Source organism: Aquibium carbonis (assembly GCF_003970795.1).
GTDB lineage: Bacteria > Pseudomonadota > Alphaproteobacteria > Rhizobiales > Rhizobiaceae > Aquibium > Aquibium carbonis.
Map to the genome: position 1 here is coordinate 1 of NZ_RWKW01000122.1, position 15,258 is coordinate 15,258.

At 67.7% G+C, this 15,258-nt stretch carries 13 protein-coding genes; 3 read left to right on the forward strand and 10 right to left on the reverse strand.

Annotated features, from left to right (window positions below):
- The 10 genes from EJC49_RS23680 to EJC49_RS23725 all read right to left on the reverse strand — a co-directional run.
- On the reverse strand, nt 1-2,739 hold a 2,739-nt coding region (locus tag EJC49_RS23680), incomplete at its 3' end, for a peptidoglycan-binding domain-containing protein (protein WP_126702399.1).
- Nucleotides 2,740-2,978: 239 nt separating this feature from the next.
- Nucleotides 2,979-4,262, reverse strand: a complete 1,284-nt coding sequence (locus tag EJC49_RS23685; protein WP_126702400.1) for an amidohydrolase family protein — start codon at nt 4,260-4,262, stop codon at nt 2,979-2,981.
- Nucleotides 4,263-4,435: 173 nt separating this feature from the next.
- On the reverse strand, nt 4,436-5,380 hold the full coding sequence (locus tag EJC49_RS23690; RefSeq protein WP_126702401.1) for an ABC transporter permease: 945 nt from the start codon (nt 5,378-5,380) through the stop codon (nt 4,436-4,438).
- Nucleotides 5,380-6,429: an ABC transporter permease gene (locus EJC49_RS23695; protein WP_126702402.1), complete on the reverse strand. Its 1,050-nt coding sequence runs from the start codon at nt 6,427-6,429 to the stop codon at nt 5,380-5,382. The genes EJC49_RS23690 and EJC49_RS23695 overlap by 1 nt, the downstream gene beginning before the upstream one ends.
- A complete protein-coding gene (locus EJC49_RS23700; RefSeq protein WP_126702403.1) occupies nt 6,429-7,943 on the reverse strand; it encodes an ABC transporter ATP-binding protein in 1,515 nt (504 codons plus the stop codon). Before EJC49_RS23700 ends, EJC49_RS23695 begins: the two co-directional genes overlap by 1 nt.
- 117 nt (nt 7,944-8,060) lie before the next feature.
- The gene (locus EJC49_RS23705) at nt 8,061-9,098 is read right to left on the reverse strand and encodes a BMP family protein (protein ID WP_245453540.1); all 1,038 of its coding nucleotides are present in this window, start codon (nt 9,096-9,098) and stop codon (nt 8,061-8,063) included.
- Nucleotides 9,099-9,240: 142 nt separating this feature from the next.
- A complete protein-coding gene (locus EJC49_RS23710; protein WP_126702404.1) occupies nt 9,241-10,053 on the reverse strand; it encodes an ABC transporter permease in 813 nt (270 codons plus the stop codon).
- Nucleotides 10,053-10,718 (reverse strand): ABC transporter permease, encoded by a 666-nt coding sequence (locus EJC49_RS23715; protein ID WP_245453542.1) that lies wholly within the window; start codon nt 10,716-10,718, stop codon nt 10,053-10,055. The genes EJC49_RS23710 and EJC49_RS23715 overlap by 1 nt, the downstream gene beginning before the upstream one ends.
- Before the next feature lie 165 nt (nt 10,719-10,883).
- On the reverse strand, nt 10,884-11,663 hold the full coding sequence (locus EJC49_RS23720) for a transporter substrate-binding domain-containing protein (protein WP_126702405.1): 780 nt from the start codon (nt 11,661-11,663) through the stop codon (nt 10,884-10,886).
- A 46-nt stretch (nt 11,664-11,709) separates the two neighbouring features.
- Nucleotides 11,710-12,522 (reverse strand): ABC transporter ATP-binding protein, encoded by an 813-nt coding sequence (locus EJC49_RS23725; RefSeq protein ID WP_126702406.1) that lies wholly within the window; start codon nt 12,520-12,522, stop codon nt 11,710-11,712.
- A 237-nt stretch (nt 12,523-12,759) separates the two neighbouring features.
- Here EJC49_RS23725 and EJC49_RS23730 point away from each other — a divergent pair, with 237 nt between their 5' ends.
- The 3 genes from EJC49_RS23730 to EJC49_RS23740 all read left to right on the forward strand — a co-directional run.
- Nucleotides 12,760-13,608, forward strand: a complete 849-nt coding sequence (locus EJC49_RS23730) for a dimethylarginine dimethylaminohydrolase family protein (protein WP_126702410.1) — start codon at nt 12,760-12,762, stop codon at nt 13,606-13,608.
- A 1-nt stretch (nt 13,609) separates the two neighbouring features.
- Nucleotides 13,610-14,248, forward strand: coding sequence for a TetR/AcrR family transcriptional regulator (locus tag EJC49_RS23735; RefSeq protein ID WP_126702407.1), 639 nt, complete (start codon nt 13,610-13,612; stop codon nt 14,246-14,248).
- Nucleotides 14,245-15,258 (forward strand): thiamine pyrophosphate-binding protein (locus EJC49_RS23740; protein WP_245453541.1); only part of this gene is annotated, 1,014 nt, incomplete at its 3' end. The genes EJC49_RS23735 and EJC49_RS23740, both read left to right, overlap by 4 nt.

Below are 15,258 nucleotides of genomic sequence, written 5' to 3' on the forward strand. Positions count from 1 at the left end.
GGTCTTGAGGTGCGAGGCGTTCTTCTCGTGGATCGTGGAGCCCTGCTTGTTGTGGGACTGGATCTTGTTGTGGGGCGATCCGGTCTTGAGATGCGACTCGTTCTTGTTGTGAATGATCGACCCGGCCTTCTGATGCGACTGTATCTTGTTGTGCGGCGAGCCGACCTTGAGGTGCGACTCGTTCTTGTTGTGAATGATCGACCCGGCCTTCAGGTGTGACTGGACCTTGTTGTGCGGCGACCCGACCTTGAGGTGCGACTGGACCTTGTTGTGGGGCGAGCCGACCTTGAGATGCGACTGGACCTTGTTGTGCGGCGATCCGACCTTGAGGTGCGACTGGACCTTGTTGTGCGGCGATCCGATCTTGAGGTGCGACTGCACCTTGTTATGTGGCGACCCCACCTTGAGATGCGAGTTCCACTTCGAATGGACCGGCTGCGGACGGTCGGTCGTGACATCGTGGCAGTCCTCGTCGTTGGAGGCATCGAGATCGCCGGCAATACCGATCATGCCGGGATAGAGCAGCGCGATCGTGCTCTCATCGATCTCGCCCGTCGCCGGCAAGCCGTTGTCTTGCTGGAACTGTGTAAGCGCGGCGCGGGAACGGGGACCAAAGACGCCGTCGACGGTCCCGAGATCATAGCCGAGCAGCGTCAGTGCCGACTGGATCGCCAGTTCGTCGATCGCGCCCGTCTCGTCATAGAGCCACTGGATGGCGATGCAGTTGGTCATCACGTCGGACGGATAACGCGACGGGATGTTGACGCTGAGCGTGAAGGACGTGGACTGGCCGACGCCGAGCGACAGTCCCGGATTGAGACACTGGATGCCGGTTCCGAGATCATAGCAGGACCAGTTGCCGCCCGTCGCGCCGGACAGCGGCGCCTGGTTCGGCTGCATGAAGTCCCAGAGATAGACCGGCCCCGTAAAGGCGCCCGGACCGCGATTGGTTAGCGTGATGGTGAAGTCGCAGCGCGTGCCGCCCAGGCACTGGAGCGGACCGGACTTGTCGATGTCCAGATCATAGCCCTGTGGCTGCGGGACGCTCGGGGTCGGCGTGCCGCCGCCGCGCACGACTTCGACGTCGCCGATCTTGCTGGCGTCGTGCTTCAGCGCCTGGAGGCGGATCGCCGCGCCGGCCTGCGTCACGTTGGTGTCGAGGTCGATGAGATAGGAGGCGAGCGGACCGTTGGCGGGATACGGGTCGCCGCTCGCGGGGTAGGGTCCGGTCGCGCCGCCGGGCAGTATCTCGCTCGTCTCGGCGACGCGGGTGCCCTGAAGGCCGTGCACCTCGTCGGTGTTGGTCCGCTGGCCCGTGGCCGGATCGACGCAGGCGCCCGACGGCGAACAGAGGAAGTCGCCGCTCATCCAGGCCGTGTCGTAGGGACGGTCCGGGTCGACGGCGCCCGTGCCGTCATAGCCATGGCCGAAATCGACGCCACCGGCCGCGTTCGCCCGCAGCCAGGGCGCGCCGACATTGCGGCGATCGTCGAAGCCGACGTCATAGCGGCCTTGCGGCGCCCATGACCCGTTCTCGGCGTGGACGTAGCTCAGCACGCGCGCCGCGTTGGGCTGGGCGAAGGGCTGCGGCTTGTCGAGGCCGAGATTGCGCATGCCCCCACGTTCGGCGACCAGCATATCGCCTTCGGGCGAAATCGCGATGTCGGGCACGACGCGCGCACCTTCGGTCGCCGTTCCGAAGGCCGGCAGGATGAACTCGCGCCGCACGTCCGTGGCATCGAAACCGCCATTGGCGTCGAGACCGATCGACCAGATGGCGTTCTTCGCGTCATCGCCCGCGGTCGCCCAGTCCGCCGCGCCGAGCGGGTCGCCGCCCGAGACGGAGTAATGAAGGCGGGTTTCGTCGGTGACCGGATCGGTGTGGACCGCCAGGCCCCAGACCCGGCGGCGGAAGTCGGCCACGTTCCAGCAGGCTGGCGTGAGCGAGAAATCGGCCGGAGCGCCTGCGCCGTCGGCGCAGTCGAACAGGGCTGCCGTGCTGTCGGGATCGAAGGCGATCGCGGCCAGCGCCTGGTTCGCGCCGCTGGCAACGTCCAGGAACGAGATGCGGCCCTGCGTGCCATGATCGAAGCGGTCGATCTGCGTGCCGTCGAGCGCCACGCGATGGATCATCCCGGTCTCGAGATCGGAGACGAACAGCTGTCCGAAGGCGCGGTCGAAGGCGATGTTGCCGAGCGCCGCGCCGCTGTTCTCGCGTCCGTCGAGTTCGATGATCGTGAAGATTTCCGGCGCGTAGCCATTGTCGGGGTTGAGCACGTACACCGCACCCGAGCCACCCTCGCCGAACTGGCCCGGCAGCCAGTCGCTGCCGTCCTCGAAGCGGTGGAGGCCGAAGGCGGACGTGGCTGTCAGGTAGATGGAGGGCTCGTCATCGTCGGAAATGGCGATGCCGAACACCTGGCCGACCTCCGCTGCGGTGACGGCCAGATGCTGGGGCTCGTTGGCCCAGTGGCGGCCGTCGGCGGTGAAGCCGGGGTTGCGGATGTCGATGGCGCTCGCAACCACGCCATCCTCGTCGATCAGCACCAGCCGCGAGCCGTCGCCGAGCGTGATTTCGGTGGTCCCGGAGAACCGGGTCGCGAAGGCCTCGCCGACGGCGGGAGCCTGCTGGGCAAGGGCCGGCGCAACCAGCGCCGACGATGCGAGAAGTAGGGCTGAAACGAATGCCATTCGTCTGCGGCCCGAAGCAGTCGGGACGGACGTGTCGATGGTAGCCATGCCTGGTTCCTCCTCTGGGCACCGCATCGCGGGCGCCACCTTGGATGCGGCGACTTTTGTCACGCGCTGCCAAGGGGGTCCATGAAGCTTTTCACATCTCCGTGAAGTGCGACGCCAGCCGGGAATTGTTTCAGGCGCGCACCAGCGGTTTGCCATCCCACAATCATCCGTCCCGCCTGAACGGCGGCTGAACGGCGTTTTTTCGATGGCTGGGGTGCGGCGAAGACGGGGCCGGGCGGTCAGCCGGCCGGTCGATGGCGCCTGTCGACGGAACCGGGTCGGCCGGGCAGGGCGAGCCGCGTCTTCTGCTGCGTTCGCTCGGCGACGACCTTGCCGCGCGCAACGACGCAGAGCCGCTCCGCGCGCAGCCGCACGGCTTCGGTCGGGTTGCCGGCATCGAGCACGACGAGGCTCGCGCGCTTGCCGACCTGGAGCCCGTAGTGTTCGAGACCCATGATGGCGGCGCTGTCGACGGTCACCATGTCGAAGCATTTGCGCATCTCGGCCGGATGCGACATCTGCGCCACGTGCAGGCCCATGAAGGCGACGTCGAGCATGTCGGCGGTGCCGAGCGAGTACCACGGGTCGAGGCAGCAGTCCTGGCCGAAGCCGACGCGGATGCCCATCGCCAGCATCTCCTTCACCCGCGTCATGCCGCGGCGCTTGGGGAAGGTGTCGTGGCGGCCCTGCAGCATGATGTTGATCAGCGGACTGGGGATCGCCGACACTTGCGCCTCGGCGATCAGCGGCAGGAGCTTGGAGACGTAGTAATTGTCCATCGAGTGCATGGAGGTGAGATGCGAGCCGGCGACGCGGCCCTGCAGCCCCAGCCGCTGCGTCTCGTAGGCAAGCTGCTCGATGTGGCGCGACTGCGGGTCGTCGGTCTCGTCGCAATGCATGTCGACCATCAGGCCGCGTTCGGCGGCGATCTCGCAGAGGTCCGTCACCGAGCGGGTGCCGTCGGCCATGGTGCGCTCGAAATGCGGAATGCCGCCGACGACGTCGACGCCCATGTCGAGCGCGCGGATCGTGTTTTCGCGGGCCGTCGGCGAGCGGTACAGCCCGTCCTGCGGGAAGGCGACGAGCTGCAGATCGATGTAGGGTGCGATCTCCTTCTTCACCTCGAGCAGCGCCTCGACCGCCAGCAGCCGGTCGTCGCAGACGTCGACATGGGTGCGGATCGCGAGCAGGCCCATCGAGACGGCCCAGTCGCAATAGGCGAGGGCGCGGCTCTTCACGGCGTCATGCGTCAGCATCGGCTTCAATTCGCCCCACAGCGCGATGCCTTCCAGCAGCGTGCCCGACGCGTTGATGCGCGGGATGCCGTAGGACAGCGTCGCGTCCATGTGGAAATGCGGATCGACGAAGGGCGGCGCGACCAGGTTGCCGCCGGCGTCGATCACCCGCCCGGCCTCGGCGTCGAGCGACGGCGCGATGGCGGCGATGGTCTCGCCCGAAATGCCGATGTCGGCGACGCTGCCGTCGGGAAGGGTGCCGCCCTTGATGAGGAGGTCGAAGGTCATGGAGAGGCCTCTATCGGCTCGACGTCATCCTCGGGCTTGTCCCGAGGATCTGCCGGCGGTTGCGGGTGTGCGGGGACAGTGGCGCGAGTTCTGCGGCGGCAGTAGGTCCTCGGGACAAGCCCGAGGATGACGGCAGCGTCTCGAGAACGAATGACGGCGCGCATCGCATGTCTCTACCGCTCCCCCTTCTGGTACGGCACCATCAGCGCCTTGGGATAGGTCGCGCGGCGGGCGACGAGCACCAGCGCGAGGATCGACAGCACGTAGGGCAGCATCAGGAACAGCTGGTAGGGCACCACGCCGCCCGTCACCTGCTGCAGGCGGATCTGGTAGGCGTCGAAGGCGGCGAACAGGATGGCGCCGACCAGCGCCTTGCCCGGCCGCCAGGAGCCGAAGACGACCAGCGCGATGCAGATCCAGCCGCGGCCGTTGATCATCTCGAAGAAGAACGAGTTGAAGGCCGACATGGTCAGGAAGGCGCCGCCGATGGCCATCAGCGCGCTGCCGGTCATCACCGCGCCGATGCGGATGGCGGTGACGGACAGGCCCTGCGATTCGACCGCTGCCGGGTTCTCGCCCGCTGCGCGCACGGCGAGCCCGAGCGGCGTGCGGTAGAGCCCCCAGGCGACGACGGCGACGGTGACGAAGGCGAGATAGGTGAGCGGCGTCTGTGAAAACAGCGCCTGACCGAGGATCGGGATGTCGGAGAGATAGGGGATCGGCAGCGGCTGGAACGGTTCGATCTTAGGCGGCGAGGTGACTTCGGGCAGCACCAGGCGATAGGTGAAATAGGTCAGCGAGGTGGCAAGCAGCGTCACACCGATGCCGACCACGTGCTGCGACAGGCCGAGCGGCACGGTCAGCGTGGCGTGCAGCAGGCCGAAGGCGGCGCCGGTCGCCGCCGCCACGGCGACGCCGGTCCACAGATCGCCGCCCGAATAGACCGTGAACCAGCCGGCGAAAGCGCCGGCGGCCATGATGCCCTCGATCCCGAGGTTGAGCACGCCGGCCCGCTCGCAGATCAGCTCGCCCATGGTGGCGAAGATCAGCGGCGAGGCGATGCGGATCGCGGCGACCCAGAAAGAGGCGGTGAAAAGGATCTCGAAGGCTTCGGTCATCACCTCCACCTTACCTTGAACCGCGTCAGCATGATCGCGGTGACCATGGTCAGAAGCGCGGTCGCGACCATTACGTTGGCGATGTAGGAGGGAACGCCGGCCGTCCGGCTCATGGCATCGGCGCCGACGAAGATGCCGGCCACGAAGATAGCGGCCGCCACGACGCCGAGCGGATTGAGCATGGCGAGCATGGCGACCACGATGCCCGAGTAGCCGAAGCCCGGCGACAGGTCGAGGGTGAGGTTGCCCTTCAGCCCGGCGACTTCCGAAAACCCGGCCAGCGCGGCGAGACCGCCCGACAGGATGGCGGTCTTCAGAAGCACGAGGTTGACCGGGATGCCGGCGAAGCGGGCGGCGGTCGGGTTGTGGCCGACGGCGCGCATCTCGTAGCCGAGCGCCGTCTTCTTCATGATGATCCAGACCACGACGGCCGAGACGATGGCGAGCACGAAGCCGTAGTGCAGCCGCTTGCCGGTGATGATGCGCGGCAGCCGCGCCTCGGCGATCAGCTTCTGCGACTGCGGCCAGCCGAGACCCATCGGGTCTTTCAGCACGCCCTCGAGCAGCATGGAGACGAAGAGCAGCATGATGAAGTTGAGCAGCAGCGTCGTCACCACCTCATCGACGCCGAAGCGGGTTTTCAGGATGGCGGGGCCGAGCAGGAGCAGCGCGCCGGCCATCACCGCCGCGATGATCAGCAGCGGGATCAGGACTGGCGCGGGAAAGGGCAATGCGCCGGTGCCGAGCACCACGGTCGCCACCGCGCCGGCATAGAGCTGGGCCTCCGCGCCGATGTTCCAGAGTTTCGCGCGGAACGCGACGGCGACCGCCAGTCCGGTGAAGATCAGCGGCGTGGCGCGCGTCAGCGTCTCGAGGAGCGCGAACTGCGTGCCGGCCGCCCCCTTCAGCACGAGCCCGAAGACCGCGAGGGGCGATGCGCCCGCCGCCAGAACCAGCAGCGAGGCAATGACGACGGTGACGAGAATGGCGCCGACCGGCAGCGCGAGCAGGATCGGCAGGCCGGGGGCAGGGCGGGGTTCGAGCCGCATCAGCCGTGGCCCGCCATCAGTTCGGCGATGTCGCGCACGGACCGTTCGCCGCGCGCCGATGGCACGGAAAGCCGCCCCTTGGACATGACGATGATGCGGTCCGACAGGGCCATGATCTCCTCGAGGTCTTCCGAAATCAGCAGGATCGCGGCTCCTCGCTGGCGGGCGGCCAGCAGTCGTCCGTGCACGTAGGAAATCGCGCCGACGTCGAGGCCGCGCGTCGGCTGGTTGGCCAGGATGACCGATGGATCCGGATCGAGCGCGCGGCCGAGGATCAGCTTTTGCATGTTGCCCCCGGACAGCAGCCGGATTCGCGCCTCGGGCGAGGGGCACTTGACGTCGTAGTCGCGGATCAGCTCCTCGGCGAAGGACCGCGCCGCCTTCCAGTCGAGAAAACCGCGCTTCGAAAAACTCGGCGAGCGGTACTGCTCGATCACGACGTTTTCGGCCACGCTCATGTCGCCGATGGTGCCGACGGCGTGGCGGTCTTCGGGAATCCGCGCGATGCCGGCGGAAAGCGCGGTGCGCGGCGACCAGTCGTCGACCGTCTGGTCGGCGATCTCCACCGTGCCTGCAACCGGCTTCTCCAGTCCGGCGATCAGGTCGGCAAGCGCGGCCTGGCCGTTGCCGGACACCCCGGCAAGCCCCGTGATCTCGCCGCCGATGAGCTTGAGCGACACGTCGTCCAGCCGCTGGCGCGTGCCGTTGCGGCCGGTCGAAACGCCGTAGAGTTTCAACAGGACTGGTCCCCGAGCGACTTCGGGCACGGCGGGCGGATTGACCTCCTGGCCCACCATCAGCGCTGCAAGCTCCTGGCGCGTGGCGCCGGCCGTGCGACGCTCGCCCGAAAGCTTGCCCGAGCGCAGGACGAGAACGCGGTCGGAGATGGCCAGCACCTCGTTCAGCTTGTGGGAAATGAAGATGATCGATAGCCCCTTGGCGACGAGTTTCCGCAGCGTGGCAAACAGGGCCTCCGTCTCGATGGGGGTGAGCACGGCCGTCGGCTCGTCGAGGATCAGGATGCGCGCGTCGCGGTAGAGCGCCTTCAGGATCTCGACGCGCTGCCGTTCGCCCACCGTCAGCGCGGCGATCGTGGCGGCGGGGTCGACCTCGAGCCCGAAATCGGTGGCGAGGGCGCGAATGCGGGCGGTGGCCCTGCGCCGGTCGAAGGACAGCCGCCACGGGCTCTCGGTGCCGAGCGCGATGTTTTCCAGCACCGTCATGTTGTCGGCGAGCGTGAAATGCTGGTGCACCATGCCCACGCCGGCATCCAGTGCAGCGCGCGGATCGCCGGGCGGCAGCGCCGTGCCGAACACCTCCACTGTCCCCTCGTCGGCCACGTAGTGCCCGAACAGGATGTTCATCAGCGTCGTCTTGCCGGCGCCGTTCTCGCCCAGAAGCGCAATCACCTCGCCGGCCGCCAGGTCGAACGAGATCGAATCGTTCGCCGTCAGCGGTCCGAAGCGCTTGGTGATGGAGGCAAGGCGCAGGACGGGGGCGTGCGCGGACGTCATGAACCCCCACCTCGTACCCCTCCCCACGAGGGAGAGGGGCGCGCCGATGGTCGCAGTTTACCCTCCTCCTTGTGGGGAGGGGTAAGGGGTGGGGGTGTCATGCGCGACGCAGTCAGCTCAGCTCGACTTCGGCTCGTCGTCGTTGATCTCGACCGTGAAGGAGCCGTCCTTGATCGCGGCTTCCTTCTCCGCGACCAGCGCCATGGCTTCGGCCGGAACCTTGCCCTCGAAGGTGCCGAGCGGTGCGATCGAGCATCCGCCTTCCTTCATGAAGGAGTAGACGCCGTAGTCGGCCGCGGTGAAGGTGCCGGCCTTGACCTCGGCGATCGCCTTGTCGAGCGTCGGCTCGAAGTGCCACAGCGCCGAGGCGACGACGGTCTCCGGATAGTCGGACTGCGTGTCGATGACGTTGCCGATGGCGAGCACGCCCTTTTCCTTGGCCGCGTCCGAAACGCCGAAGCGCTCGGCATAGAGCACGTCCGCGCCGCCCTCGACCTGGGCGAAAGCCGTCTCCTTGGCCTTGGGCGGATCGAACCACGAGCCGATGAAGGCCACCTGGAACTTCGCGTCGGGGGCGGTCTCCTTCACGCCGGCCATGAAGGCGTGCATGAGGCGGTTGACCTCGGGGATCGGGAAGCCGCCGACCATGCCGAAGTTCTTCGATGTGCTCATGGCGCCGGCGATGATGCCGGTCAGATAGGAGGCGTCCTGGATGTAGTTGTCGAACACCGCGAAGTTGGGATGGGCGTCGTCCGGCTTGAAGCTGGAACCCATCAGGAAGGCGGTGTCGGGATAGTCCGCCGCCACCTCGCGCGCCGCGTCCTCGACGCCGAACACCTCGCCGACGATCAGCTGGTTGCCGGCCTCGGCATATTCGCGCATCACCCGCTCGTAGTCGGTGTTGGAGACGTTTTCGGTCGCGGTGTACTCGATGTCTCCACGCTCCTGCGCCTTGAGCGCCGCCTGATGGATGCGCGACACCCACTGCTGCTCGAAGGGCACGGTGTAGATCGCGGCGACCTTCAGCTTCTCCTGTGCGAACAGCCTGGTCGGCAGCGTTCCGGCCGCGGCGAGGGCGGCTCCGGCGCCGGCCGCCTTGATGAGAGTGCGGCGCGAAACGCCGGCAAGCATCGGCTTCCTGAAGTCGTACGTCATGGGTCCACCTCTTGTTGGCTCAGGGACGCCGCCATTGGGTCGGCGGCGAGATTTTTTATCGTTTGGTCAACGGTAGGCGATATTTTTGGGCACGGCAATCGCTCTGCACAAGCTTGTTGCAGGGTTCTCCGCAGCTTTGTTTTCAGCCGAGGCGCGACGGGATGCGCGATTCGAGCCTGCGGAAGGCGAAGACGATCACGCCGGTGATCATCAGGTAGATCAGCGCTAGCAAAAGCAGCGGTTCGTAGACGATGAAGGTGTCTTGCCGCACGCGGCCCGCCACCGCGTAGATGTCGACGACCGTGATGGTGGCGACCAGCGGCGTCGCCTTCAGCTGGAGCACGGTTTCGCCGGCCAGCGTCGGCAGCGCGCGCTGGATCGCCTGCGGCAGCCAGATGCGGCGAAAGACCTTCGTCCGGCTCATGCCGAAGGCGCGGGCGGCTTCCAGCTGGCCACGCGGCACGCCGGCGAAGGCGCCGCGCATCACCTCGCCCTCGTAGCCGGCGAAGGACAGCGTCAGCCCGAGCACCGCATAGGGCCAGGCCTGGCGCAGATAGGGCCACAGCTCCGACTCGCGGATCCAGGGGAACTGGGGAAACAGCGATCCGAGGCCGAAATAGAGCAGCCACAATTGCAAGAGCAGCGGCGTGCCGCGGATGACCGTGCAGAAGGCGCTGGCGGGCATGGCCAGCCATCGCGGCCCGGCGGCCTGGGCCAGTCCGAGCGGGACGGCCAGCATGAAGCCGAGCGTGCAGGTGAGGACGAGAAGCCAGATCGTGCGCCACAGGCCCTGCAAGGCCAGCGGCCAGTACCGGACGATCCAGTCCCAGCGCATTGTCGTGGCGGCGAGCACGACGAGGCCGACGGCGATCGCGATCAGCACGATCCGGTGCGGCTTGAACCAGGCCCGCAAGGGCGGCGCCGGGGCGGACGTGACCTCGAAGGCATTCGCCATCAGTTCGCCCCTCCCACGGCGGGAATGCCGCGACGCGCCCGTTTTTCCACCCAGCCGATGATGACGTTGGAGAACAGGGTCAGCAGCAGGTAGAGCGCGCCGGCCGCCACGAAGAAGGTGAAGTAGGCTTTCGTCGCGCCCGCCGCCTGGCGCGTCGCCAGCGTCAGCTCGTTGAAGCCCACGACCGCGAGCAGGGCCGTGTCCTTGGTGGCGATCAGCCAGAGGTTGGCGAGGCCGGGGATGGCGAAGGGCAGCATGGCGGGAAGCGTGATGCGGCGCAGCAGCAGCAACGGCGACATGCCATAGGCGCGCGCGGCCTCGATCTGTCCCTGCGGGATCGACAGGATGGCGCCGCGGATGACTTCGGTGGCGTAGGCCCCTTGCACGAAACCGAGAACGGCGATGCCGGCGACGAGGCCGGAAATGTCGATGCGCGGCTGGCCCATGGCCTCGAGCATGCGGTTGATCAGGTCGGTGCCGGCATAATAGAGCAGCAGGATCAGAACCAGTTCCGGCACGGCTCGGACGACCGTCGTGTAGACCTCCATCAGGTCCCGAATGACCGGTCCGCCATAGAGCTTTCCGTAGGCTCCGGCTGTGCCGATCAAAAGCCCGATCCCGAAGGCGCCGAGCGCGATCTGGACCGAATTCGCCAGCCCGCGCAGCAACGTACCGCCCCAGCCCGGCGGCGAGGGGGCCAAGAGTTCGAACAGGCTCGCCTGGGCGAAGAGGGAGAGGAGCGTTTCGATCGGCGCAAGCTCCGGCAAGGTGGGCCATGCCGGCGGCACGCGCACGCGCCGCCGGCAGGCTCGACGTCAGCTCGAAAAGGGTCAGCCGCCGTAGATGTCGAAGTCGAACCAGGGCTTGGAGATCGCCTCGAAGGTGCCGTTCTCGCGGATCCCCTTGATCGCCGCGTTCAGCTTCTCCTTGAGCTCCGTATCCTCCTTGCGCACGCCGAAGCCGACGCCCAGGCCGAGCACGTCCGGATCGTCGGCGACCGTACCCTTCACCTCGCAGCAGGCCTTGCCCTGGTCGGTGTCGAGGAAGGCGTCGAGCGCGATGGAATCGGCCTGCGTGGCGTCGATCCGGCCCGCTGCCAGGTCCTGGTTGGCCTCGTCCTGGGTCTGGTATTCCTTGATCTCGGCGGCGGTCGCGCCGAAGTGCTTCTTGGCGTAGTTCTCGTGTACGGTGGACACCTGCACGCCGAGGATCTTGCCCTTCAGGCCCTCCGGCGTCGCATCCATCGCCACGCCCTTGGCGCCGACCACGACGGTGGGCGTGTTGTAGTACTTGTCGGAGAAGTCGATCGTCTGCATCCGCTCCTCGGTGATCGACATCGAGGCGGCGATGAAGTCGATCCGCTTGGTCGTGAGGGCGGGGATGATGCCGTCCCACGATACCGGCGTGATCTCGCAGTCGAGCTTGGCTTCCGCGCAGATCGCCATGGCGATCTCCACCTCCCAGCCTTCCCACGCGCCGGAAGCAGACGGCGAGGCAAACGGCGGATAGGGCTCGGCGGCGATGCCCACCTTCACGGTCTGGGCCTGTGCGGCGAATGCGGTGGCGGTCACGATCAGCGCGCCGGCTGCCAATTTCAGGATCGTCTTCATCTTGGTACTCCCGTTCTTGTCGTTGGACTTCCCCTCGCTCCGCCGGTCAGGAGACCGTGCGGAGGAACTGCTGCAGGCGCTCCGATCGCGGTGCGCCGAAAATCTGCTCAGGCGGGCCTTCCTCCTCGACGAGGCCGTTCCAGAGGTAGACGACGTGGCTCGCCACCTCGCGGGCGAACTTCATCTCGTGGGTCACGAGAACCATCGTCCGGCCCTCGGTCGCGAGGTCGCCGATGACCTTCAGAACCTCGCCGACGAGTTCCGGGTCCAGCGCCGAGGTCGGCTCGTCGAACAGCATCACGCGCGGCTGGATGGCGAGCGCCCGGGCGATGGCCGCCCGCTGCTGCTGGCCGCCGGACAGGAAGGCCGGATAGACGTCGCGCTTCTCGGCCAGCCCCACGCGCTCGAGCAGGCGCTCGGCGGTGGCGACCGCCTCGGCGCGCGGGACGCCGAGCACATGCACCGGCACCTCGATGACGTTCTCGATCAGCGTGCGGTGGCTCCACAGGTTGAAGCTCTGGAACACCATGCCGAGCCGCGAGCGGATGCGTTCGATCTGGCGCCGGTCGGCCGGCATCAGCCCGCCTTCGCCGTCTGGCTTGAGCCGGATCTCCTCGCCATTGACCCGGATCGTGCCGCTTGTCGGATTCTCCAGGCAGTTGATGCAGCGCAGCAGCGTCGACTTCCCGGAACCGCTGCCGCCGATGATGGCCACGACCTCGCCGTCGCGCGCCGACAGCGATACACCCTTCAGCACATGCAACTGGCCGAATGTCTTATGCAGGTTCTCGATGTGGATGGCTTCGGCAGGCGCGCTCGCGGCAACGGACGTGTGATCGACGGATGCCGTTCCCGTCATCGCGACGGTTCCGCCGATAAGGACGTGATCCGAACCTCTTGCGGGCGTGTGTTCACGCTCGTCATTCCCCTTTGTGCCGCCAGAATGGACTGGCCCCACCGGACCCGTCAACTGGCGCATCGCGGCCGCATTACCGCACTTGCCGGCTTGTTATGCAAGCGTATAAATACGGCTCGCCGCAGGGCCGGCATGGTTTTCGGGAGGTCGCGCGTGGACGCAGCATTCGGATCGCAGTCGATGGCCGCCCCGCTGAAGCGCGTGCTCATGCGCTCAGCGCGGGGCGCCATGCGCGGCGCGGACCCGGCCCGATGGCACTACGGCCCGAGCTTCGATGCCGAAAAGGCGGCCGCCCAGCATGCCCACTTCGCCCGTCTGGTCGCGGCCTCCGGTGCGGCGGTCGAATGGCTGGACGACGTCGACGACGGCCTGGCCGATTCCGTCTTCACCCATGACCCCTCGCTGATGACCGATGCCGGCGCGGTCATCCTGTCGATGGGCAAGGCGCTCCGTCGCGCCGAACCCGCGCTGCACGAAGCGACCTACGCGCGGCTCGGCATCCCCATCCTCGGCCGCATCGATGGCGACGGGCAGGTCGAGGGCGGCGATTGCGTCTGGCTCGACCGCACCACGCTCGTCGTCGGCCGCGGCGTGCGCACCAACCAGGACGGCATCCAGCAACTCGCCAACATCCTGGGACCGATCGGCGTCACCGTCTTCGGTTTCGACCTGCCGCTCTGGCAGGGCGAGGAGGCGTGCCTGCACCTGATGTCGGTGATCAGCCCGCTTGCCGACGATCTGGCGCTGGCTCATTCGCCGCTGCTCCCGGCGCCCTTCTGGCAGATGCTGCGCGCGCGCGGCATCACGCTCGTCGAGGGCGACGGGCAAGAGTTCGCGGCAAGCCACGGCCTGTCGCTCAACGTTCTGCCGACGGCGCCGCGCGACGTGATCATGGTCGCCGGTTTCCCGAAGACCAAGGCGGCGATGGAAGCGGCCGGCTGCACCGTCCAGACCTTCGAGGCCGACGCGCTGTGCATCGCCTGCGAAGGCGGACCGACCTGCCTGACCCGGCCCATCCTGCGGCGCTGAGATGGCCGAGCGCCGAAAATTCCGCCGCGAGGGGGAGGAGCGGCGCCGCCAGGACCTGATCGAGGCGACGCTCGACTGCGTGGCCGAGCACGGCATCGAGGGCGCGACGCTGCGCGCGATCGCGCTCAGGGCCGGGGTGACGGCCGGCCTGATCCGGCACTACTTCCCGGGCAAGGAGGAACTGCTGCAGGCCGCCTATGCGACGATCGTGGAGCGCATGACGCAGCAGGCATTCGACTTTCTCGATGACGGCGCAACCACGCCTCGCTTGCGCCTCGCCGCCTTCGTCGCGGCCAATCTCACGCTGCCGATCGCCGATGCGAAGGTGTTCTCGCTCTGGGCCGGGTTCATCGGCCGGGCCCATGCCGATCCGGCGCTCTCGGCGGTGCACCGCGAAGGCTATCTCGGCTTCCGCGACCAGCTCGAGTACCTGCTTGCCGAGACCTTCGCTTCGGCGAACCGCCCGCAGAACGCTGGCGCGCTGCGGCGGCATGCCATCGCCGTCAACGCCATCATCGACGGACTGTGGATCGAGGGGTGCATGGCCGGCGATCTGTTCGAGACCGGCGAACTGGCGCAGATCGGCATCGAAACCGTCGGACGGGTTCTCGGGATCGAGCTTGAGGGAGCTGGCGCATGACGACGGTGGGCGAACGGCTGGTGGACATGCTGGAAGCGCGGGGCGTCGAACTGGTGTTCGGCATTCCCGGCGTCCACACGATCGAGCTCTATCGCGGGCTGGCGGGATCGACGATCCGCCATGTCACGCCGCGCCACGAACAGTCGGCCGGCTTCATGGCCGATGGCTACGCGCGGGCGACCGGCAAGCCCGGCGTCGTCTTCCTGATCACCGGCCCCGGCCTCACCAACGCCATCACGGCGCTGGCCCAGGCACGCGCCGATTCCGTGCCGGTGCTGGCGATCTCGGGCGTCAATGCCCGCGCCACGCTCGGCAAAGGGCTCGGCTGCCTGCACGAACTGCCCGACCAGCGCGCGACGATGGCGAGCATATGCCTGTCGTCCGAGCGGGTGGAGCATCCTCGGGATCTCGGACCGGCGCTCGACCGGGCCTTTTCGCTGTTTTCCTCCGGTCGGCCGGGGCCTGTGCACATCGAAATCCCGACCGACGTGATGGCGCTGGCGTACGAGGACGGTTCCGGTGATGCGGCATTGCCCGCCGAACCTCCGCGACCGGACGCGGACGCGATCGGACGCGCCACGATCCTGCTTTCGCGCGCAAAACGCCCGGCGATCCTCGTCGGCGGCGGCGCGAAGCGCGCAGCTGAGCTCGTCGCCCGGCTTGCCGAACGCCTCGACGCGCCGGTGGTGATGACCGCCAACGGTCGCGGCATCCTCCACGCACACCCGCTCGGCGTGCCGGCGAGCCCGAGCCTGAAGGCCGTGCGCGCGCTTCTGGCCGACAGCGACGCGGTGCTGGCGCTCGGCACCGAATTCGGCCCGACCGACTACGACATGTACGTCGTCGGCGGTTTCCCGGCGCTGAGGGGTCTCGTGCGCATCGACCTCGACGCCGCACAGATCGCCCGCCACGCCTGCGACATCGGCATCGTCGCAGACGCGGGCCGGGCGGTCGCGGCGCTGCTGGCGGCGTTGGGCGCGGCGCCGGATCGCGCGGCGTCGGGCGAGGGC